The organism is Polaromonas sp. P1_F4, from assembly GCF_056405675.1.
On the sequence record NZ_JBFUBP010000003.1, the window covers coordinates 399,167 to 420,322 of the forward strand.

Annotated in this window: 18 protein-coding genes; 13 read left to right on the forward strand and 5 right to left on the reverse strand. The window is 62.3% G+C overall.

What is annotated here, in order from left to right; genetic code table 11:
- The first annotated feature begins 352 nt into the window (after positions 1 to 352).
- Both AC1DYQ_RS09495 and AC1DYQ_RS09500 read left to right on the forward strand, forming a co-directional pair.
- Positions 353 to 3,652 carry an efflux RND transporter permease subunit gene (locus AC1DYQ_RS09495; protein ID WP_477686577.1) on the forward strand — a complete coding sequence of 1,100 codons (3,300 nt, stop codon included), beginning with the start codon at positions 353 to 355 and terminating at the stop codon, positions 3,650 to 3,652.
- 11 nt (positions 3,653 to 3,663) lie between these two features.
- Positions 3,664 to 5,112: an efflux transporter outer membrane subunit gene (locus tag AC1DYQ_RS09500; protein ID WP_477686578.1), complete on the forward strand. Its 1,449-nt coding sequence runs from the start codon at positions 3,664 to 3,666 to the stop codon at positions 5,110 to 5,112.
- A 36-nt stretch (positions 5,113 to 5,148) separates the two neighbouring features.
- Here AC1DYQ_RS09500 and AC1DYQ_RS09505 read toward each other — a convergent pair whose 3' ends face one another.
- Both AC1DYQ_RS09505 and AC1DYQ_RS09510 read right to left on the reverse strand, forming a co-directional pair.
- Positions 5,149 to 5,646: a hemerythrin domain-containing protein gene (locus AC1DYQ_RS09505; protein ID WP_477686579.1), complete on the reverse strand. Its 498-nt coding sequence runs from the start codon at positions 5,644 to 5,646 to the stop codon at positions 5,149 to 5,151.
- 225 nt (positions 5,647 to 5,871) lie between these two features.
- Positions 5,872 to 6,750, reverse strand: a complete 879-nt coding sequence (locus AC1DYQ_RS09510) for a LysR family transcriptional regulator (RefSeq protein ID WP_477686628.1) — start codon at positions 6,748 to 6,750, stop codon at positions 5,872 to 5,874.
- A gap of 166 nt (positions 6,751 to 6,916) precedes the next feature.
- Here AC1DYQ_RS09510 and AC1DYQ_RS09515 point away from each other — a divergent pair, with 166 nt between their 5' ends.
- The 11 genes from AC1DYQ_RS09515 to AC1DYQ_RS09565 all read left to right on the forward strand — a co-directional run bounded on the left by AC1DYQ_RS09515 (position 6,917) and on the right by AC1DYQ_RS09565 (position 16,639).
- Positions 6,917 to 7,879: a Bug family tripartite tricarboxylate transporter substrate binding protein gene (locus AC1DYQ_RS09515; RefSeq protein ID WP_477686580.1), complete on the forward strand. Its 963-nt coding sequence runs from the start codon at positions 6,917 to 6,919 to the stop codon at positions 7,877 to 7,879.
- Between the two features lie 31 nt (positions 7,880 to 7,910).
- The gene (locus AC1DYQ_RS09520; RefSeq protein WP_477686581.1) at positions 7,911 to 8,954 is read left to right on the forward strand and encodes a 4-hydroxythreonine-4-phosphate dehydrogenase PdxA; all 1,044 of its coding nucleotides are present in this window, start codon (positions 7,911 to 7,913) and stop codon (positions 8,952 to 8,954) included.
- 72 nt (positions 8,955 to 9,026) lie between these two features.
- Complete coding sequence (locus tag AC1DYQ_RS09525) at positions 9,027 to 10,199, forward strand: L-rhamnonate dehydratase (RefSeq protein ID WP_477686582.1); 1,173 nt, start codon at positions 9,027 to 9,029, stop codon at positions 10,197 to 10,199.
- Positions 10,200 to 10,204: 5 nt separating this feature from the next.
- Entirely contained in the window at positions 10,205 to 11,137 is a 933-nt protein-coding gene (locus AC1DYQ_RS09530; protein ID WP_477686583.1) for a dihydrodipicolinate synthase family protein, read from the forward strand.
- A 73-nt stretch (positions 11,138 to 11,210) separates the two neighbouring features.
- Positions 11,211 to 12,155: a YncE family protein gene (locus AC1DYQ_RS09535; protein WP_477686584.1), complete on the forward strand. Its 945-nt coding sequence runs from the start codon at positions 11,211 to 11,213 to the stop codon at positions 12,153 to 12,155.
- Between the two features lie 30 nt (positions 12,156 to 12,185).
- A complete protein-coding gene (locus AC1DYQ_RS09540) occupies positions 12,186 to 13,196 on the forward strand; it encodes an amidohydrolase family protein (protein ID WP_477686585.1) in 1,011 nt (336 codons plus the stop codon).
- A gap of 19 nt (positions 13,197 to 13,215) precedes the next feature.
- The gene (locus AC1DYQ_RS09545) at positions 13,216 to 14,667 is read left to right on the forward strand and encodes an aldehyde dehydrogenase family protein (RefSeq protein ID WP_477686586.1); all 1,452 of its coding nucleotides are present in this window, start codon (positions 13,216 to 13,218) and stop codon (positions 14,665 to 14,667) included.
- A gap of 107 nt (positions 14,668 to 14,774) precedes the next feature.
- Positions 14,775 to 15,206 (forward strand): hypothetical protein, encoded by a 432-nt coding sequence (locus tag AC1DYQ_RS09550; RefSeq protein WP_457278721.1) that lies wholly within the window; start codon positions 14,775 to 14,777, stop codon positions 15,204 to 15,206.
- Positions 15,203 to 15,502 (forward strand): DUF705 domain-containing protein, encoded by a 300-nt coding sequence (locus AC1DYQ_RS09555; protein ID WP_457278722.1) that lies wholly within the window; start codon positions 15,203 to 15,205, stop codon positions 15,500 to 15,502. The genes AC1DYQ_RS09550 and AC1DYQ_RS09555 overlap by 4 nt, the downstream gene beginning before the upstream one ends.
- On the forward strand, positions 15,495 to 16,004 hold the full coding sequence (locus AC1DYQ_RS09560) for a hypothetical protein (protein ID WP_477686587.1): 510 nt from the start codon (positions 15,495 to 15,497) through the stop codon (positions 16,002 to 16,004). The genes AC1DYQ_RS09555 and AC1DYQ_RS09560 overlap by 8 nt, the downstream gene beginning before the upstream one ends.
- 29 nt (positions 16,005 to 16,033) lie before the next feature.
- Positions 16,034 to 16,639 carry a DUF6151 family protein gene (locus AC1DYQ_RS09565; protein ID WP_477686588.1) on the forward strand — a complete coding sequence of 202 codons (606 nt, stop codon included), beginning with the start codon at positions 16,034 to 16,036 and terminating at the stop codon, positions 16,637 to 16,639.
- 85 nt (positions 16,640 to 16,724) lie between these two features.
- On the opposite strand, the gene glmM is transcribed toward AC1DYQ_RS09565, so the two are convergent.
- The 3 genes from glmM to ftsH form a co-directional block, all read right to left on the reverse strand.
- Positions 16,725 to 18,056, reverse strand: a complete 1,332-nt coding sequence (glmM, locus tag AC1DYQ_RS09570) for a phosphoglucosamine mutase (RefSeq protein WP_477686589.1) — start codon at positions 18,054 to 18,056, stop codon at positions 16,725 to 16,727.
- Between the two features lie 114 nt (positions 18,057 to 18,170).
- A complete protein-coding gene (gene folP / locus AC1DYQ_RS09575) occupies positions 18,171 to 19,028 on the reverse strand; it encodes a dihydropteroate synthase (protein WP_477686590.1) in 858 nt (285 codons plus the stop codon).
- 194 nt (positions 19,029 to 19,222) lie between these two features.
- Positions 19,223 to 21,145 carry an ATP-dependent zinc metalloprotease FtsH gene (gene ftsH, locus AC1DYQ_RS09580; protein WP_477686591.1) on the reverse strand — a complete coding sequence of 641 codons (1,923 nt, stop codon included), beginning with the start codon at positions 21,143 to 21,145 and terminating at the stop codon, positions 19,223 to 19,225.
- Positions 21,146 to 21,156 lie beyond the last annotated feature (11 nt).

The window sequence follows — 21,156 nt, forward strand, 5'->3', positions numbered from 1 at the left end:
AGTCCTTGTTGGTATTGGTTTCCTGGTATTTCGGTATTCGGTCCCCGCTCCCGTTAGCCCCTTCTGTATGCGCCGAGGAGCGCAGGCTCAGGCGGATCAGGGATCGCGATTGTCTGAGCGAAGCGAGTTCGAGCGAGACCCCGCCTGAGCCGAGCACCGCAGGTTGCCCCGGAGCGAAGCGCAGGGGTCGCAGACAGCAGGGTCGCCTTTTCTTTGGTGACTTTCTTTTGGCGAAGCAAAAGAAAGTCACTTGCCGCCGGGCAACCCCCGGCCAGCCGTCCTCGCAAAAGAGCACCACCCAAAAATCAACAACAGCCCAAGACAGGCCTAGCGCGGACAGGGGAGCCGCTCTATGAACCTCTCCGAACCGTTCGTCCGCCGCCCGGTAGCCACAGTCCTCCTCACCATAGGCCTGGCCTTGGCGGGCATCGCCGCATTCTTCGTCTTGCCGGTCTCACCGCTGCCGCAAGTGGATTTCCCGGTGATCTCGGTCAGCGCCTCGTTGCCGGGGGCCAGTCCCTCCACCATGGCCAGCAGTGTGGCGACGCCGCTGGAGCGGCGCCTCGGCGTGATCGCGGGTGTCAACGAGATGACGTCCAACAGCAGCAACGGTTCAACCCGCGTCAGCCTGCAGTTTGACCTGAACCGCAAGATCGACGCGGCAGCGCGCGAGGTACAGGCCGCCATCAACGCCTCGCGCGCCGACCTACCGGCCACGCTGCGCAGCAACCCGACCTACCGCAAGGCCAACCCGGCTTCGGCGCCGGTCATCATCCTGGCGCTCACGTCCAAGACGCGCTCACCGGGCCAGATCTATGACGAGGTCTCCAACCTCGTGCAGCAAAAAATCGCCCAGGTACCCGGGGTCGGCGATGTAGAGCTTGGCGGCGGCTCGTTGCCGGCGGTGCGCGTGGAACTGCTGCCGTTTGCGCTTAACCGCTATGGCGTTGCCATGGAAGACGTGCGCGCAGCCCTGCAGGCATCGAACGCCAACCGGCCCAAGGGTGCGATCGAAGGCAACGGCCAGCGCTTCCAGATCTACTCAGGCTCCAACACCGCCAGCGGCGGACTCAAGGCCGTCGACTACCGCAATCTCGTCGTAGCCTGGCGCAACAACGCCGCCATCCGGCTGCAGGACGTGGCCGAGGTGCAGGACGGTGTGGAGAACATCAACACGCTCGGCCTTTTCAACGGCGAGCCCGCCGTGATCGTGCTGGTCACGCGCCAACCCGATGCCAACGTGATTGCCACTGTCGACGGCGTGCGCGCCCTGATTCCCGAGCTGCAGGCGGCCCTGCCGCAGGATGTGCAGTTGCAGGTGGCATCCGACAGTACCAACTCCATCCGTGCCTCGCTGCACGAGATCGAAGTCACGCTGCTGATTTCCATCGTGCTGGTGGTGCTGGTGGTCAGCGCCTTCCTGCGCAGCGCCCGCGCCACCATCATCCCGGCCGTGGCCACTGTCGTCTCCTTGCTGGGTACCTTCGGCGTGATGTACATGCTTGGGTTTTCCCTCAACAACCTGAGCCTGATGGCGCTCACCGTGGCTACCGGCTTCGTGGTGGACGACGCCATCGTGGTGCTGGAAAACACCAGCCGGCATATCGAAGCCGGCATGGACCGCTTCAAGGCCGCTCTGCTGGGTGCGAGGGAGGTCGGCTTCACCGTGCTGTCGATCAGCCTGTCGCTGGTGGCCGTGTTTATCCCGCTGCTCTTCATGGGCGGGCAGGTGGGCCGGCTGTTCCGCGAATTCGCGGTCACGCTGTCTGCTGCGGTGATGATCTCGCTGGTCATCTCGCTGACCACCACGCCCATGATGTGCGCCTGGCTTCTGAGGCCTGACGCGCATGAGAAGAAGCCCGGGCGTTTTGCTTTTGTGGGGCGCTGGTTCGAGCGTGCCTTCAACCGCGTGCACCGCAGCTACGAAGTGAGTCTGGACTGGGCCCTGCACAGCAAGTTGCTGGTGATGCTGATTTTGGTGGCCGTGATCGGGCTCAACGGTTTTCTCTTCGTCAAGGCGCCAAAAGGCTTCTTCCCGCAACAGGACACCGGGCAGATCAACGGCGGCCTGCGCGCCGACCGCAGCATCTCATTTCAGGCGCTGCAGGCCAAGCTCAAGCAGCTGGTCGACATCATCCGTGCCGACCCGGCCGTGGACACGGTGGTGGGCTTTACCGGTGGTTCCCGCGCCGGCGGAGGCTTCATGTTCATCAACCTCAAGCCGGTGGGGCAACGCGACGTGGCCGGCCAGGCCGTGATTGCGAGGCTGCGCCCGCAGCTGGCACGGGTGACCGGCGTCAGCCTTTTCCTGAACCCCGTGCAGGACCTGCGCGGCGGCGGCCGCCAGACCAACTCGACCTACCAGTACACGCTCAAAAGCGACAACGCCGCCGACTTGCGCGTATGGGCCACACGCCTGGCCGACCAGATGAAGCTGCAGCCTGCCCTGACCGACGTGGACACCGACCAGCAGGAAAACGGCGTGGAGACCATGGTCACCGTGGACAAGGAAAGCGCGGCGCGCATGGGCATCAGCTCACGCGATGTGGACAACGCGCTCTATGACGGCTTCGGCCAGCGCCAGGTGGCCACGATATACGCCGAACTCAACCAGTACCACGTGATCATGGAAGTGGCGCCGCGCTACACCCGCAGCCCCGAGTCGCTGAAAGATATCTACGTGCCGGCCAAGGGAGCTGGAGGCAGCACAGCCAACAGCACCAACAGCACCAACAACACCGGCAGCACCGGCACCCCGGCTGCAGCCACGGTGGCCACCGCCACCTCTGTGGCCAACCCATCCCTGCGTGATTCTTCGTCGGGCCAGGTCCTGAGCGCCTCGGCCAGCACCATGGTGCCCTTGTCGGCCATTGCCACCTTCAGCGAAAACCCCACCGCCGCTTCGGTCAGCCACGAAGACGGCGAGCTTTCCACCACGGTTTCCTACAACCTCGCCGATGGCAGCACGCTGAGCGACGGCCAGGCCGCGGTGCACCAGGCGGAAGCCGACATCCGGCTGCCCAACAACGTGCGCGGCAGTTTTTCCGGCACGGCGCTGAATGCGCAGCAATCGCAAAACGAGCAGCCGCTGCTGATCCTGGCGGCGCTGGTGGTCATCTACATTGTGCTGGGCATCCTGTACGAAAGCCTGGTGCACCCCATCACGGTGTTGTCCACCCTGCCCTCGGCTGGCGTGGGCGCTGTGCTGGCCTTGCTGCTGTTCAAGCTGGATTTTTCCATCATCGCGCTGATCGGGCTGTTCCTGCTGATCGGCATCGTCAAGAAGAACGCCATCCTGATCATCGACTTCGCGCTGGAAGCCGAGCGGGCGCGTGGCCTTTCCGCGATTGAGGCTGTGCGCGAAGCCTGCCTGCTGCGCTTTCGCCCCATCCTGATGACCACGCTGGCCGCCATTCTGGGCGCGCTGCCGCTGGCCATCGGCTTCGGCGAAGGCGCCGAGCTGCGCCGCCCGCTGGGCATCGCCATCATCGGCGGGCTGATCGCCAGCCAGCTGCTGACATTGCTCACCACACCGGTGGTCTATGTGCTGATGGACAAGCTGCGCCGGCGCAGTCCTTCCGAGCGCCAACTCAGCCGTCACCCGGACGAGTCCGATGCGCCGCCGCCCGGCGCCCCGCTCCAACTGCAATGACTGACAACGCCATGAAACACTTTTCCGACACTCACCCCGCATACCGTTCACGCTTTCAGCTTCGCCTGCTATGCGCTGCGTTGGTGCTTGCCGTCGGCGGCTGCGCGGTCGGCCCCGACTACCAGCGCCCCGCCACGGTCGACGTGAGCACCTACAAAGAAGCGCAAGGCTGGGTTCCGGCAGCGCCCGCCGATACGCTGGAGCGCGGCCCGTGGTGGTCGCTCTTCAAGGACCCGGTGCTGGACCAGCTGGCATCGCGTGTGGAAGTGTCCAACCAGAACGTGGCGGTGGCTGTTGCCGCCTACGCGCAGGCGCGCGCCCTGGTGCGCGAGCAGCGGGCATCGCTGTTCCCGACGGTTTCGCTGGATGGCAGCGCCAGCCGCTCGGGCAGCAGTAGCAGCAGCACGACGGGCAACAATGTCGGTGGCCGGGTCGGCAACAACTACCAGCTCAGCATTGGCGGCAGCTGGGAGCCCGATGTATGGGGCCGCTTGGGCCGCACCGTGGACGGCGCGAAGGCCAGCGAGCAGGCCAGCGCCGCCGACCTGGCTTCAGCCAAACTGTCGGCGCAGGGTGAGCTGGCGACCAATTATTTGTCCTTGCGCCAGACAGACGCGCAAAAGGTGCTGCTCAAGGACACCATTGACGGCTACAAGCGCGCGCTGGACATCACGCAGAACCGCTACAACGCCGGCATCGCGGCCAAAACCGATGTGCTGCAGGCGCAAACGCAGCTCGCCAACGCGCAGGCCGACGACGCCGGCCTGGTGCGCCAGCGCGCCCAGCTGGAGCACGCCATCGCGGTGCTGGTCGGCGAAGCGCCCGGCAATTTCTCGATTGCCCCTGTGGCCTGGAACCCTTCCGTGCCTGACGTGCCGGTCGGCATACCGTCCGAGCTGCTGCAGCGCCGCCCCGACATCGCCGCCGCCGAACGCCGCGTAGCCTCTGCCAATGAACAGATCGGCATCGCCAAAAGCGCCTACTACCCCAGCCTGTCGCTGAGCGCATCGGCGGGCCAGGGCGCCAGCCGGGTGGCGGACCTCTTCAAGGCTTCCAGCAGCGTCTGGTCCATCGGCATCTCGGCCGCGCAGGTGCTCTTCAACGCCGGAGCCACAGGCGCCCGCGTGGAAGGCGCCGAGGCATCCCACCAGCAGGCAGTGGCGCGCTACCGCCAGGCCGTGCTGGCCGCCTTCCAGGACGTGGAAGACCAGCTGTCGGCAACCCGCGTGCTGCTGACCCAGCAGGAGCTGCGCCGCCAGGCATCGCAGGCGGCCGACCAGGTCGAGCAGCAGGTGCTCAACCGCTACCGCAGCGGCCAGGTGGGGTACACCGAAGTCATCACCGCCCAGGCCACCGCGCTGAGTGCGCGCCGCGCACTGGTGCAAGCCATGGCCGACCGCCAGACCACCGCGGTGGCATTGATCCAGTCGCTGGGCGGGGGTTGGCAAACGGGGCAATAAATTGCATGACCCAGCGGGCCCAACAGCGTGCCGCCTTTATGCGGTGTGTTCAAGCGCCTGGCCATCTGAACAGCTCAGGCCACCGCAACCGTGGATGACGTCCCTGGGCAAAGCTTGCGGCATGCTGACCACTCCCGTTAGCGGGTCGTAGCCAATACCGCGCAGATGCAGGGCCAGCGCGGCATCCATGGTCTGCGCATGCTGCGGAAACCACAGCGCGAGCTCCCTTGCCATATGGCGCAAAGACGTGAGATCCCCGGCGTGGGCCATGAGCAAGCCTTCTCGCATGACCTGCAGCACCACCTTGTGCTGCACGGTGTGGCAATTGGAGGATGAAAACCGCGTGTCCAGCATCCACCGGTCTTCGCGCCTGAAGTGCTCATCGGTGTGGTCCACCAACGCTCGCCAGTGGCCCGGCAACGCATCATCCGCCGCGTTTTCTGCCAGCGCAAGCAACTGGACAAACTCCCGGTGAGTGTCATCCATGAGGGGGAGTCCGAGCACGAGGGCGTCTGACCATTGAAGATTCGGCATGTGTGCTTCCAATGTTGGCAATACGCCAAGCGTAAGCAATGGCACGGGGCAAAAGCTTGATCCAGGTCATGGAGTGTTCATCCATGACCACGCACGCCGATTTCAATTTCTGTTCTTCGCCGGCATTGACGACATACTTCATAGCGGCCGGCACTCACTCCCTGGACCAGGGTCCGAAATTTTCCGGAAATTTCCCTGCAGCGGATTGCCATCGGCCTCCGGCGGCTATTTCTGGTGCAGCGCCGCCAGGAAAAACCGTGCCGCGTCGCTCATCGGCCTGTCCTTGCGGGTGATGGAACCAAACGCTTCCATCTTGTGCTGGATAAAGCAGGGGAGGACCTTCAGCAGACCGTGCCGGGCGTAGTGGTCGGCAATCGACTGCGGCATGACGCCCACCATGTCGGTTTCGGCAATCAGGTTGGTCGTGGTGAGGATGGACGCGGTTTCGATCAGGCCCTTGGGTGTGGGCGCCTGCAGCATGCGGAACTCCTGCTCCAGCACCTCACGCATCGGGCTACCCTTGGGCTGCAGTATCCACGGGTAGTCCAGCAGGCTGGCAAACTTCACCGCCTTCTTTTGCCCCAGCGGATGGTGCACCCCCGCCACCACCGCCAGCGCCTCGTTTTCAAGCGGGGTAAAGGCGTAGTCGGCCCGGTGCTCGTCGCGGATGCGCCCAATGGCAACGTCGAGCACACCTTCGCGCAGCAGCTCGAACAGCCGGTCGCTGGTGTCCAGCATGACGTCAACTGACAGCAGCGGATAGGCTTTCTTGAGCGTGATGATCGCGTGTGTCAACAAGTTTGGCGAAGGCGCCATGATGCTGCCGACCGACACCCGCCCCGAGCTGCCCAGCTGCAGCTCGGCCAGTTCACGCGTCATGGACTCTACCGAACCGCGCATGCCGCGGAAATAACGCAGCACGCTGGCGCCGGCCGGCGTGAGCTTCTGCCCGCGCCCCACCCGCTCGAACAGGCGCTGGCCCAGGGCGGACTCCAGCTCCTGGATCATCTTGGTGGCAGCCGGCTGCGTCATGCCCAGCTCCGCGGAGGCTTTGCGCAAGGTACCGTGTTCACCCACGGCCAGGATGAGGGCGACCTGGCGCATGCGCAGGCGGTTGAGAAGCTGGGGAATCAGTGATGCGTTGGGCACGTTGGGTGGTCAATTCAATTGATAACCATAGATTATCAAATAATCATGGATTTTCAATTTACGTTAACTGTTGTCTTCCCTACTATCACCGCATTGATTCATAACGATGACGGAGACAACCATGAAATATTTGCCTGCCTTGCTGGCAGCGGCGTGCACGTTTGCCGCCCATGCCCCGCTATTTGCGCAAGACTGGCCGGCCAAACCGGTACGCATCCTGGTGGGCTCGGCCCCCGGCGGCGGCACCGACGCCATGGCCCGCGCGGTCGCAGACCGGCTGGGCCCCCTGCTCAAGCAACCGGTGGTGGTCGAGAACCGCCCCGGCGCCTCCAACACATTGGCGGCCGACCTGACGGCCAAGGCGACCGACGGCCATACCCTGCTGATGGGTGTTTCGACCGCGCATGCGATTGCCCCGCACCTGCTGAAACTCGGCTACGACAACAACAAGGATCTGGTGCCCGTGGTGTTTGTCGGCGCGGTGCCCAATGTGCTGGTGGTCAACAACGCCCTGCCGGTAGATTCGGTGCAGTCGCTCATCAAGCTGGCCAAGTCAAAGCCTGGACAGCTCAATTACGCCACCAGCGGCTCGGGCAGCACGCAACACATCGCGGCAGAGCTCTTCAAGGACCAGGCCGGCGTTTTCATCACGCACATCCCCTACCGCGGCAGCGGCCCGGCGCTGATCGACCTCGTCGGCGGGCAGGTGCAGCTGAGCTTTGACACCATGCCCTCGGTGATCGGCCAGATCAAGAACGGCCGCATCAAACCATTGGCGGTGGCCAGCGCCAAACGCAACCCGCAGCTTCCCAATGTGCCGACCATGGCGGAAGCCGGCGTGAAGGGTGTCGAGATGAGCGCCTGGTATGGCATCTACATGCCGGCCGCCACGCCCAAGGCGGTGCAGGAACGTGTCTACGCCGAGGTCACCAAGGTGCTGGCCATGCCCGAGACGCAATCCCGCCTGGGTGCCATCGGTGCGGACCTGACCCCGATGACGCAGGCGCAGTTCGCGCAATTTCATAATGACGAAAACAAGCGCTATGGTGACCTGATTGCCAAGAAAAACATCAAGCTGGACTGATTTTGATGATCCTGAACAAGGGAAAGATGCCATGAGCAAGCAGCAGACAGCAGAACCGGTGCCTGTCGTCGCCCTGACACTGGGCGACGCGGCCGGCATAGGCCCCGAGCTGATTGCCCGGCTGCTGAGTCAGCCCGGCATCACGGCGGGCGCCAATATCGTGCTGGTGGGCGATGCCTGGCTCTGGCAGCAAGGCCAGGACATCGCCAACCAGGCGGTGTCCACGCAGGCCGTGACCAGCCTGGCCGAAGTGCGTCGCCGCGCCGACACCCGCCTGCCGGCCTTCCTGGCCACAGACACGATTCAGCCAGCGCAAGTACAGCGCAGCCAGGCGCAAGCCGCCTGCGGCGCCGCAGTGCTGCAGGTACTCAACCTCTGCATGGACGGCGCCAAATGCGGTGAGGTTGACGCCATCTGTTTCGCCCCGTTGAACAAACAGGCCATGAAGCTGGGTGGCCTGAAGCATGAAGACGAGCTGCACCACTTTGCCGAATACCTGGGCGTGACCGGATATTTCTGCGAGTTCAATACCCTGGGCGACTTGTGGACCGCGCGTGTGTCTTCGCACATTCCGCTGAAAGACGCAGCGGCCATGCTCAGCAAGGAGCGCATCGTCGACGCGACCCGCTTGATTTACGCATCGCTCAAGGCCAGCGGCAACAACAGCCCCAAAGTAGCGGTGGCGGCGTTCAACCCACATGGTGGCGACGGCGGTGTCTGCGGCCGCGAAGAAATCGACATCATCGAACCGGCGGTGGCCGAACTGCGAGCCGGCGGCGTGCCGGTAGACGGCCCCTTCCCGGCCGACACCATCTTCCTGAAAGCGCAGGCCGGCCAGTACCAGGCCATCGTCACCATGTACCACGACCAGGGCCAGATCGCCATCAAGCTCATGGGCTTCAGCAAGGGCGTCACCGTGCAGGGTGGCCTGCCGGTGCCCATCACCACGCCGGCGCATGGCACAGCGTATGACATCGCCGGCCAGGGCGTGGCCAACGTCAACGCCACGCTCAACGCTTTTCGCATCGCCTGCCGCATGGGAGGACGCCTGGCGGCGCCTCCCCAAAGGGAGTAATACGGCTCACCCCACCCCAACCCTCCCCTTCCAGGGAGGGCTCGAAAGATTCATCTCACACAGGACTTTTAAATGAAAATCAAATCAGTTCGCGCACGTGTATTCGAGTGGAAAGGCAAAACCGTTCCACCCCAAGGCAACTTCTGCTCCAACGCCATGGACCTCGTTTACTCCAAGACGGAGTCGATGAGCACCTTCCGCTTTCACTCCTGGACGGTGGTCGAAATTGAAACCGACGACGGCATCGTTGGCCTGGGCAACGTGGCGCTGGCGCCGCATATCGCCAAAGCGATCATCGACCAGTACCTCACGCCGCTGGTGCTGGGCCAAGACCCCTGGGATTACGAATACCTGTGGCAGCGCATGTACCGCAGCACGCATGCCTGGGGCCGCAAGGGCGTGACCATGGCTGCTATCTCCGCAGTGGACCTGGCGATCTGGGACATCCTGGGCAAGTCGGTGAACAAGCCGGTGTTCAAGCTGCTGGGCGGCCGCACCAAGGAAAAGATCCCCTGCTACTACTCCAAGCTCTACCGCACCGACACCAAGGCCATGCAGGACGAGGCGCAGAAATACCTGGACCAGGGCTTCACCATGTTCAAGTCGCGCTTTGGCTACGGCCCGGCGCACGGCACCAAGGGCGTGTCTGAAAACCTGAAGGCCGTGGAGGCGATCCGCGAAGTCATTGGCTACGACAACGACCTGATGATGGAGTGCTACATGGGCTGGAACCTGGAATACGCCAAGCGCATGCTGCCCAAACTGGAAAAGTACCAACCGCGCTGGGTGGAAGAACCTGTCATTGCTGACGACATCGACGGCTATGCCGAGCTCAACCAGCTCACCAGCATCCCGATCTCGGGCGGCGAGCACGAGTTCAGCCTCTACGGTTTCAAACAGCTGCTGGATAAAAAAGCCGTGTCGGTCGTGCAGTACGACACCAACCGCGTGGGCGGCATCACGGCGGCGCACAAGATCAATGCGCTGTGCGAGGCCTACAGCGTGCCGGTGATTCCGCACGCCGGGCAGATGCACAACTACCACCTGACCATGAGCACCCTCGCCTCGCCCATGAGCGAGTACTTTCCGATGTTCGATGTGGAAGTCGGCAACGAGCTGTTCTATTACATCTTTGACGGCGAACCTGTGGCGGAGAACGGCTTCCTGCAACTCGACGACAACAAGCCCGGCCTGGGCCTGACGATGAAGACCGAGTTCCTCAAAGACTTCAACATCGTCGAATGAGCCGCATGAAAGCAACAAGCAGCGGTAAAAGATATGCCGGCGTGTTCCCGGTCGTGCCCACCACTTTCACCGATGCAGGCGAGCTCGACCTGCAAAGCCAGAAGCGCTGTGTTGACTTCATGATCGATGCGGGCTCGACGGGCCTGTGCATCCTCGCCAACTTCTCCGAGCAATTCGTGCTGTCCGATGATGAGCGTGAAGTCCTCACCGCCACCATCCTCAAGCACGTGGCTGGCCGCGTGCCGGTGATTGTGACGACCACGCATTTCGGCACGCGGGTGTGTGCCGAACGCAGCCGGCGCGCGCAGGACCTGGGCGCGACCATGGTCATGGTCATGCCGCCGTACCACGGCGCCACCATCCGCGTGACGGAAGAAAAGACTTATGAGTTCTTCGCCACGCTGTCGGCCGCCATTGACATTCCCATCATGGTCCAGGACGCACCTGTCAGCGGCACCACCCTGTCGGCAACCTTCCTGGCACGCATGGCCAAAGAGATCCGCAATGTGGCCTACTTCAAGATCGAAACGCCGGGTGCGGCCTCCAAGCTGCGCGAGCTGATCCGCCTGGGCGGCGATGCGGTTGAAGGCCCATGGGACGGCGAAGAAGCCATTACCCTGCTACCCGACCTGGAAGCCGGCGCCACCGGTGCGATGACGGGTGGCGGTTACCCGGACGGCATTCGCAGGATCATGGATGCATGGGTCGCCGGCAAGCGGGATGAAGCCATTGCCGAGTACACCCGCTGGTTGCCGCTGATCAACTATGAAAACCGCCAGGGCGGTATCTTGACGGCCAAGGCCTTGATGAAGGAAGGCGGCGTGATCGCCTGCGAGGCGCCGCGCCACCCGTTTCCCGCCATGCACCCTGAGGTTCGCAAGGGGTTGATCGCCACCGCACAGCGGCTGGACCCGCTGGTGCTACGCTGGGACAGGTAAACGGCTTTGGCCGGCCTCTTCACGCGTTCTCTCTCTCTGTTTCCTTTCAGGCTCCCCCATCTTCAGGACATCCATGCCCCTTCGGGAAACACTCTTGCTGGTGCAGAAATGCGCCCATACCTTCAGCTTTTACGACCTGGCTACCGGCCTGGCGGAAGAACACATCGTCTTGCCCAACTTTCCGCACGAGTTCACGGTAGATCCAGTGCGCCGGCTTGCATACGTAGGCCACTATGGCATCGAAACCGCCAGCCACCTGGGGGACGCAGGCGGGCATTCGGTCTTTGTGATTGACCTGGACAAACGCGAGCATGTGGCCACGCTGAACCTGTGGCCGTATTACCGGCCGCATGGCTTGACAGTGGACGGCCAGGGCCGCCTGTTCGTGATGTCTGAGGCGCACAACGTGTTGCTGCGCTTCTCGGATCCGGCAAAGGTGCATGTACCGGACCTGGCTGTGTCTTCGGGCGGCTACAAGACCCACCTGTTTGCGCTGACGAAAGATGCACAGACGGCTTATGCGCTGAACCTGCTGTCGAACACCGTCACCAAAATCAAGCCGAATGATCCGACCTTCGCACCGGTCGCGATGATGCCGGGCCCCGTGCCCGAAGGCAATGTGCTGTCGAGTGACGAATCGCTGCTGTACGTGGCCAACCGCGGCGACGACACCATCGTCGCCGTCGACACGGCCAGCATGAAAGTCGTGGCGTCGGGCAAGACACGGCGCGACCCCAACCGGGTCTACCGCTTCCGGGGCGCGCAAGGCCAGGACCTGCTGCTCACCACCAACTCGGGCGAGCATTCGCTGTCGATATTCGGCCTGGACCTGCAGGAGCAGCGCTGCTTTGCCTTGCCCAGCAACCCGCTGGCCTTGTCGTTTCACCCGGTGGACCGGGCGGCCTATATCTCATTTCAGGACGAGACGGTGCGCCGCCTCAATCTGGACAGCTTTGCGTTCGAGCAGGAAATCAGGACGCTGCGTGAGCCGGATTCGTCCTACGTCTGGCGGCATTGATTCAGCAAGGTCTGTATCCACTCCCGGTTCATGAAGAGCACAGGCACATCGCCCACCTCACTGTCCGCACCTGTGAAGGCGTTTACAGGGCCCGTCGTCGACGCCCATCACCACCTGTGGGACCTGTCGAAAGGCCACTACCCCTGGTTGCAGGAAGCGTACGATCCTGGCGCCTTCTTCCTCGGCGACTACCGGCCGATTTGCCGGGATTTCCTCGCAACGGACTACCGGGCCGCTGTAGGGCCTTGCGACGTGGTGGCAACCGTGCATGTGGAAGCCGAGCGCAGCCGCCTTGAGCAGGTTGCAGAAACTGCATGGCTGCATGAGGTCAACGCCAGGCACGGGTTTCCGAACGCCATCGTGGCGCACGCCTGGTTTGACCGGCCTGATAGCGAGGAATGCCTCCTCGCGCAGTCGCAGTTTCCCCTGGTGCGCGGCATCCGCAGCAAACCCGTCACATCTACTGCAGCGGACCAAAGCGTCAAAGGGCAGGCAGGCACCATGCAACACGAAAACTGGCTGCGCGGCTTTTCATTGCTGGAGAAATTCGGCCTGCGGTGGGACCTGCGCGTGCCCGCCTGGCACTTGCCCGAGGCGGCCACCGTGGCAGCGATGTTTCCGAAGGTACCCATCGCCCTGAACCACCACGGCTTTGCCTGGGACCGCAGCGAAGAAGGTCTGACGCGCTGGCGCAGCTGGATGGAAACGCTGGCCCGGCAGGAAAACGTACACGTCAAGCTTTCCGAGTTCGGCCTGCGCGACCAGGCTTGGGACTGGCACGAAAACGCGCGCATTGTGCGCGAAACGGTTGCCATTTTCGGCTGGCAGCGCTGCATGTTTGCCAGCAACTTTCCGGTGGCGGGCCTGCGCATAAACTATCCGGACCTGGTTGGCAGTGTGGCCGGCATGCTGGGCCACCTGCCGGCAAACCAGCAACATGCGATGATGTGCGATAACGCCCTGCGTTTCTATGCGATTGATGTGGCGTCGCCTGTGGCACCCCCACAACCTGCGCGCCCTCTCGCCCCTGATCAACCCTGATTTCTTCTGGAGCCACCTCATGACCACCAAACACGACAACCTCATCGCCGGCCAATGGCTGGCCGGCAGCAGCTACAGCCCCAACCTGAACCCCAGCAACCTCGCCGACGTCATTGGCGAGTACACGCAGGCCGACGCGGCAGGGCTGGATGCCGCGGTCCAGGCCGCGCAGGCCGCCTTTCCTGCATGGTCTACCTCAGGCATCCAGGCCCGTTCCGATGCGCTCGACAAGATTGGCACTGAAATCCTGGCACGCCGCGAAGAGCTGGGCACCCTGCTCTCGCGCGAAGAAGGAAAAACCAAGCCCGAAGGCATTGGCGAAGCCACCCGCGCGGGCCACATTTTCAAATTTTTTGCCGGCGAATGCCTGCGCCTGGGTGGTGAAACCATGCCGTCGGTTCGCCCGGGCATCGGCGTGGAAATCACGCGCGAACCTGTCGGCGTGGTCGGCCTGATCACGCCGTGGAATTTCCCCATCGCCATCCCGGCCTGGAAGATTGCGCCGGCGCTGGCCTTTGGCAACTGCGTGGTGCTCAAGCCGGCAGACCTGGTTCCGGGCAGTGCCTGGGCCCTGGCCGAGATCATCTCGCGCTCAGGTATTCCGGCGGGCGTCTTCAACTTGGTGATGGGCCCCGGCCGCGTCATCGGCGATGCGCTGGTCAACCATCCGGGCGTCAATGCCATCAGCTTTACCGGCTCGGTCGGCGTGGGCAGCCGCATTGCAGAGGTTTGCGCAAAAAACCTCAAGAAAGTGCAACTGGAAATGGGCGGCAAGAACCCCCAGGTCATCCTGGACGACGCCGACCTGACACAGGCCGTGGAACTCAGCGCGCAGAGCGCTTTTTACTCCACCGGACAGCGCTGCACGGCATCAAGCCGCCTCATCGTGACTGAAGGCATTTACCCTGCTTTCGTCAAGGCGCTGCACGAACGCATGGCCCGCATCAAGGTGGGCGACGCCCTGACTGCCGGAACCGACATCGGCCCGGTTTCTTCACAAGCCCAGCTGGAGCAGGACTTAAGCTACATCGCCATCGGCCAGCAGGAAGGCGCGACCTTGTCATTTGGCGGCGACCGGGTACGTTGCCACTCTGGCAGCGGCGCCGAAGGCTACTTCATGACGCCGGCGCTTTTCAGTGAAAGCACCGCCGGCATGCGCATCAACCGCGAAGAAATTTTCGGTCCCGTTGCCAGCATCATCCGGGTGAAGGACTACGAGGCCGCACTCGCCGCTGCCAATGACACGCCATTCGGCCTGTCAGCCGGCATCGCCACCACCAGCCTCAAATACGCGACCCACTTCAAGCGCCACAGCCAGGCCGGCATGGTCATGGTGAATCTCCCAACCGCCGGCGTGGACTACCACGTGCCCTTCGGCGGCCGCAAAGGCTCCAGCTACGGCCCGCGTGAGCAGGGCAAGTATGCGCAGGAGTTTTTCACGACGGTGAAGACGGCATATACGCTGGCTTGAGTTAGCGAACAATAGGCCGTCGAGCGGCGCGGCTGCCCGGTTGGTTAGACTGGTAACCCACAGGCCAGATGCCTGCGGGTCCACCCCTCTAACCACAGGCCTGAACGATGCGTTTCTTTCGCAGCTTCAACGACTTTCCCAAACTGCTGCTCGCCCTGACAGCAGCCTACTTCCTCGCCAGTCTCGGCCATTTCAGCCACAACGCCGAGTTCATCTGCGAATATCCGAACCTGCCGGCCTGGCTAACACGTGCGCAGGTTTATGGGGTGTGGGCTGCCATCACTTCGGTGGGTGCCGTTGGCTTGCTGCTCATGCGCAAAAAATTCGTGGCTATGGGCCTGCTGCTGATGGCTGTTTACGCGGCGTTAGGTTTTGACGGCCTGGGCCACTATGCGTTGGCCCCCATCGAGTTTCATCCTCTGATCGCCAACGTCACAATTCTTTCGGAGGTACTTGCCGCCGCACTTTTGCTGCCGGTAGCCTTGTGGCTGCTGGCGTCACACATATTCCGGGGTCAAACAAAGGTTCAACACCCATGACCCCACAAGTCGTTTTTATCGATGTCGACGACACCATGGTCAGGTCCGTTGGTGCGAAGCGTATTCCCATGCCTGCGGTAATTGCCCAGGTCAGGCGGCTGAAATCCGAAGGCGCAACCTTGTTTCTCTGGAGCTCGGGAGGCGCTGAATACTGCCGAACCACAGCCATCGAACTAGGGATCAGCGAGTGTTTTGAAGCTTATCTGCCAAAGCCTACAGCCTACATTGATGACCAGCCGGTGCATGAGTGGCGATTCTGCAAACATCTCTACCCTTCGCAGGCTGAGAATGCTTAAGCGATTGCTCGGTGCCGGCGAAAGAGTGTCTTTGGGGAAACTGTCGTTTGCCTCGGCCCTCGTCGCCTTCTCATTGTTTCTTGCGTTGTGGTGCCTCCATCGCGCCGGCGGTGTGCTCTTCGGGGGCAAGCTATTGAACGCGCTGAACCGGCTGGGCATGGTGCGGCAAGAACGCAGCTATATTGCCGAACTCCGGCCAAGCAGCGTCTTTGCGCTGAATGACGCCAACGCTGTTATCTGGTTAACCTGCCTCGCGTTCATTCTTGCCGGACTTGGCCTCGTCCTGGCGATTTGTTCCGAATACAAACGTGAATCCACGCTTTACGCCAGCACCGGCTTTATCGTGGCGACTCTCGGTATTGGGTTGCTTTATCCATTGGTCATGATTGCGACGCAGGCTGCGGGCGCTATTGCACTCATCGGCATCAGAAAGCACCCTACGCGCACAGACCAGACTGCTCTACCAGACGAGAATCAGGGGTTCCGTGCAACTGGGCATTGAATGGCTTACCCTGCAAAGAAGGCTTTCACATGAACCACCCACTGCGCTGTCAATGCGGCACTTTAAAAGGCCATGTCACCCATACCGAGTCCGTATGCCGAGGCGTCTGCTACTGCAAGGACTGCCAGGCTTACGCGCACTTCCTGGGCAAGGCCAGCGAGATTCTGGATGAAATGGGCGGTTCAGATGTGATCGCCACGCTTCCCCGGCACGTCACCTTCACCCAAGGCCTGGAAGCGCTCACCTGCATGTCGCTCAGTGACAAGGGCATGTTGCGCTGGTATGCCAGCTGTTGCAACACACCGATCGGCAACACCTCGCGTGACTTCAAGGTCTCGCATGTCGGCCTGCTGCACAACTGCCTGAAAGATCCGTCAACAAGTCTCGACGCCGCCTTCGGCCTTGTGCGCATGAAAGTCGGCATGAAGAGCGCCAAAGGTAACCCCAAAGCCATGCCGATCAGCACCAGCGTGTCCATTCTCCGGTTCATGGCGACACTGATACGCACGAGGCTCAATGGCGGCTACAAGATCACGCCCTTCTTTAACCCGGATGATGGGATGCCACGCGTATCACCCAAGGTGCTCACGCCGGATGAGCGGGCCCGCTTGATGGAGGCCGTAGAGGCTTCCTAGCCTGTTTTACGAGGCGCTATAGATTTAATAGCTGCCTGCGCCCGGCCTTAAAGGGTTTCAGCCACTATTTTCCTGAATAAATCGCTCAGGACCGCACCGTATCCGCCACCCGCTCGGCACAGCTTTTTGCTTGGGCGGCATCGCGCGCCTCGACCATCACACGCAGCAGCGGCTCGGTGCCGCTGGCACGAATCAACAGGCGGCCCGTGTTGCCCAACTCGGCTTCCACCGTTTTGGTCATGTCGGCCAGGGGTTTGCTGCTCTGCCAGTCCTGGTCGGGCTTGAGGCGCACATTGACCAGTGTCTGCGGGAACAACACTACATCGCTCAGCAGTTGGGCGAGAGTTTTCTTGCTGCGCACACAGGCCTGCAACACCTGCAACGCGCTGATGAGGCCGTCACCGGTGGTGTGCTTGTCGAGTGCCAGCAGGTGGCCCGAACCCTCACCCCCCAGCAGCCAGCCACGCTTTTCAAGCTCCTCGAGCACGTAGCGGTCGCCAACCTTGGCGCGTACAAATTCCACGCCTTTGGCCTTCAACGCGACTTCCACGGCCATATTGGTCATCAGGGTACCCACGGTGCCGGGTACTTTCTCGCCGCGCGCCAGCCGCTCGTTGACCATCAGGTACAGCACCTCGTCGCCATTGAAGAGCCGGCCTTCGGCGTCCACAATCTGCAGCCGGTCGGCGTCGCCGTCCAGCGCAATGCCGTAGTCCGCCTTGCTGGCCTTGACCTTGGCGATCAGAGCCTCGGGGTGCGTCGCACCGACTTCGTGGTTGATGTTGAGGCCGTCGGGTGCGCAGCCGATGGCAATGACTTCAGCACCCAGTTCATGGAACACCATGGGGGCGATGTGATAGGCCGCACCGTGGGCGCCGTCGACCACGATCTTCAGGCCACGCAGCGTCAGGTCATTGGCAAAGGTGCTTTTGCAGAACTCTGTGTAGCGCCCTGCCGCATCATCAAGACGGCGGGCTTTGCCCAAAGTCGCAGAATTGGCCCAGACGGGTGGCTCGTCGAGCGCAGCTTCCACGGCCAGTTCCCAGGCATCATCGAGCTTGGTGCCCTGCGCGCTGAAAAACTTGATGCCGTTGTCAGGGTAGGCGTTGTGGCTCGCGCTGATGACGACACCCAGGCTGGCGCGCTGGGCCCGCGTGAGGTAGGCCACACCCGGCGTAGGCAAGGGGCCGAGCAGCACCACATCGACACCGGCGGAGTTAAAGCCGGACTCCAGCGCGCTTTCCAGCATGTAGCCGGAAATGCGGGTGTCCTTGCCGATCAGCACCGTAGGGCGGGATTCGGTCTTGCGAAGGACCCGGCCGACCGCGTGCGCAAGCCGTAAGACGAAGTCGGGCGTGATGGGCGGCTGGCCCACCGTTCCGCGAATGCCGTCGGTGCCGAAGTATTTTCTGGTCATGGAGTTTTGTCCCTGTGGAGCTTGTTGTTCTTGAAACAGGGGCCTATTTTAGGTGTGCCCGTACAGCCCTTTGTCAGTCAAAGCCGCCATCTTTGCCGGATAGCGATAAAACTGCTAATGCGCTGCCATCCATACCTTCAGGGCCTGCACGGTCTCGCGCACATCATGCACACGCACAATACGGGCGCCGCGGTCCACCGCCAGCACGGCGGCCACCACGCTGGGCACCATGCGGTCGGTCACGTCGAGTTGGGCAACAGCAGCGAGCGAAGTGCTGGTCACGGCGGCCAAAGACGATTTGCGCGACCAGGCGGCCAGCAACGGATAGCCGGCAGCGAGGAATTCCTGCTGGCGCGCGAGCAATGCGAAATTCTGCGCCACGGTTTTGCCAAAGCCCACACCCACATCCAGCACGATGCGGGTTTTATCAACGCCGGCGGCCTGCAGGCCAGATGCGGCGCTTTCCAGAAAAGCCCTCACCTGCGGCACCACATCGCCCTCCATGGGAGCAACCTGCATGGTCTGCGGTTCGCGGTGCATGTGCATCAGGCAGACACCGCAATTCGGGTGCTGCGCCACCACCTGCACCGCACCTGGCTTGCGCAGGGCCCAGATGTCGTTGATGACATCGGCGCCCAGGTCGAGCACAGCCTGCATCACTTCAGGTTTGTACGTATCGACCGACAACGGCACACCGAGGCTGACCGCATGGCGAACCACCGGCAGCACCCGTTCAAGCTCTTCCTCCAGCGGTAGGGGCGGTGCGCCAGGCCGGCTTGATTCACCGCCAATGTCCAGCATGTGAGCGCCATCCCGGATCAATTTCTCACAATGAGCAAAGACGCCTGAAAAACCACCACCGAGGGTGAAATACCTGCCCCCATCCGAAAATGAGTCGGGCGTAACATTGACGATACCCATGACGCGCGGCTTTGACAGGTCAATCTGAAAGCGGGAGGTTTGCCAGATCATGGATGGATGTCCCGAAACGAATGAAGGGTTAAACCACAGGCCGGTACGCAATGCAATACCGCGCAACGAACGGTGCGTTGCCGAAGCCACACAAAGTGGCAAGCACAGGAGTCATGTTCTCCACCATGAAAAAACCGGGGACTGGCCCCGGTTGTGATGACTGCCTGGCAGTCGTCTTCATGCTTGTGGAGGAATCAGGCTACCGTAGGTGCCGGATCGGTACTGACAGCAGGTGTACCGCCGCTGGGGCCGCTACCGCCGCCTACCGACGAATTGCGCGGCGTCCAATCCTTGGGTGGCCGGGGTTCCTTGCCGGCCATGATGTCGTCCAGCTGGTCGCCGTCAATGGTTTCCCATTCGAGCAAGGCCTTGGCCATGGCATGCATCTTGTCCTGGTTGTCCTCGATCAGCTTGCGCGCCTGGGCGTACTGCTGGTCGATGATGCGGCGCACTTCACCGTCCACCTTTTGCAGGGTTGACTCGCTCATGTTGTTGGTCTTGGTGACCGAACGGCCCAAAAACACTTCGCCTTCATTTTCCGCGTACACCATGGGGCCCAGGGCCTCGGTCATGCCGTAGCGGGTCACCATGTCACGGGCCAGCGCTGTGGCACGTTCAAAGTCGTTGCTGGCGCCCGTGGTCATCTGGTTCATGAAGACTTCTTCGGCGATACGGCCGCCAAACAGCATGCTGATCTGGCTCAGCATGTACTCGCGGTCATAGCTGTAGCGGTCTTGCGCCGGCAGGCTCATCGTCACACCCAGGGCACGGCCGCGTGGGATGATGGTGACTTTGTGGACCGGGTCGCACTTGGGCAGCATCTTGCCGAGCAGCGCATGGCCAGACTCATGATAGGCCGTATTGCGGCGCTCTTCTTCGGGCATGACCATGCTCTTGCGCTCGGGGCCCATCAGTATCTTGTCTTTGGCTTTTTCGAAGTCCTGCATCTCGACGGTGCGCGCGTTGCGGCGTGCAGCCATCAGGGCGGCTTCGTTGCACAGGTTGGCCAGGTCAGCGCCCGACATGCCGGGCGTTCCGCGGGCAATAACCCCAGGGCTCACATCCTGGCCTAGCGGAACCTTGCGCATGTGCACGTTCAGGATCTGCTCGCGGCCGCGGATATCGGGCAGCGTCACATAGACCTGGCGGTCAAAGCGGCCAGGCCGCAGCAAGGCGGCGTCCAGGATGTCGGGGCGATTGGTGGCAGCCACCACGATCACGCCGACATTGGTTTCAAAGCCGTCCATCTCGACCAGCATCTGGTTCAGGGTCTGCTCGCGTTCGTCATTGCCGCCGCCCAGGCCAGCGCCGCGCTGGCGGCCGACGGCGTCGATTTCATCGATGAAGATGATGCAGGGCGCGTTTTTCTTGGCGTTGTCGAACATATCGCGCACGCGCGATGCGCCGACACCGACAAACATTTCAACGAAGTCAGAGCCGGAAATCGAGAAAAACGGAACCTTGGCTTCGCCGGCAATACTCTTGGCCAGCAGGGTTTTACCGGTGCCCGGAGGGCCGACCAGCAGCAAACCACGCGGAATGCGGCCGCCCAGTTTCTGGAATTTGGCGGGGTCTTTCAGGAAGTCGACCACTTCCTTGACCTCTTCCTTGGCCTCGTCGCAGCCCGCCACGTCAGCAAAAGTGACTGGATTGGTGGATTCATCGAGCAGGCGCGCCTTGGATTTACCGAAGCTGAAGGCCCCGCCCTTGCCGCCGCCCTGCATCTGCCGCATGAAATAAATCCACACGCCGATCAGCAGCAACATGGGGCCCCAGCTGATCAGCAGGGACGTGAGCAGGGAGGTTTCTTCGCGGGGCTTGACGTCAAACTTCACGTCGTTGGCGATCAGGTCGCCGACGAGGCCGCGGTCAAGGTAGGTTGCGGTGGTGCGAACCTTGCGATCATCCACCGTGGTGGCGGAAATCTCGGTGCCGCCCTGGCCTTCGGCGATGGTGGCCTGCTTGATGCGCTTGCCGCGCACTTCTTCCAGGAACTCGGAGTAACCCAGGTAGTTTGAGCTGGCGCTACCGCGTGGATCAAATTGCTTGAATACGGTAAACAGCACCATGGCGATAACCAGCCAGATTGCAATTTTGGAAAACCACTGATTGTTCAAGGACTACTCCG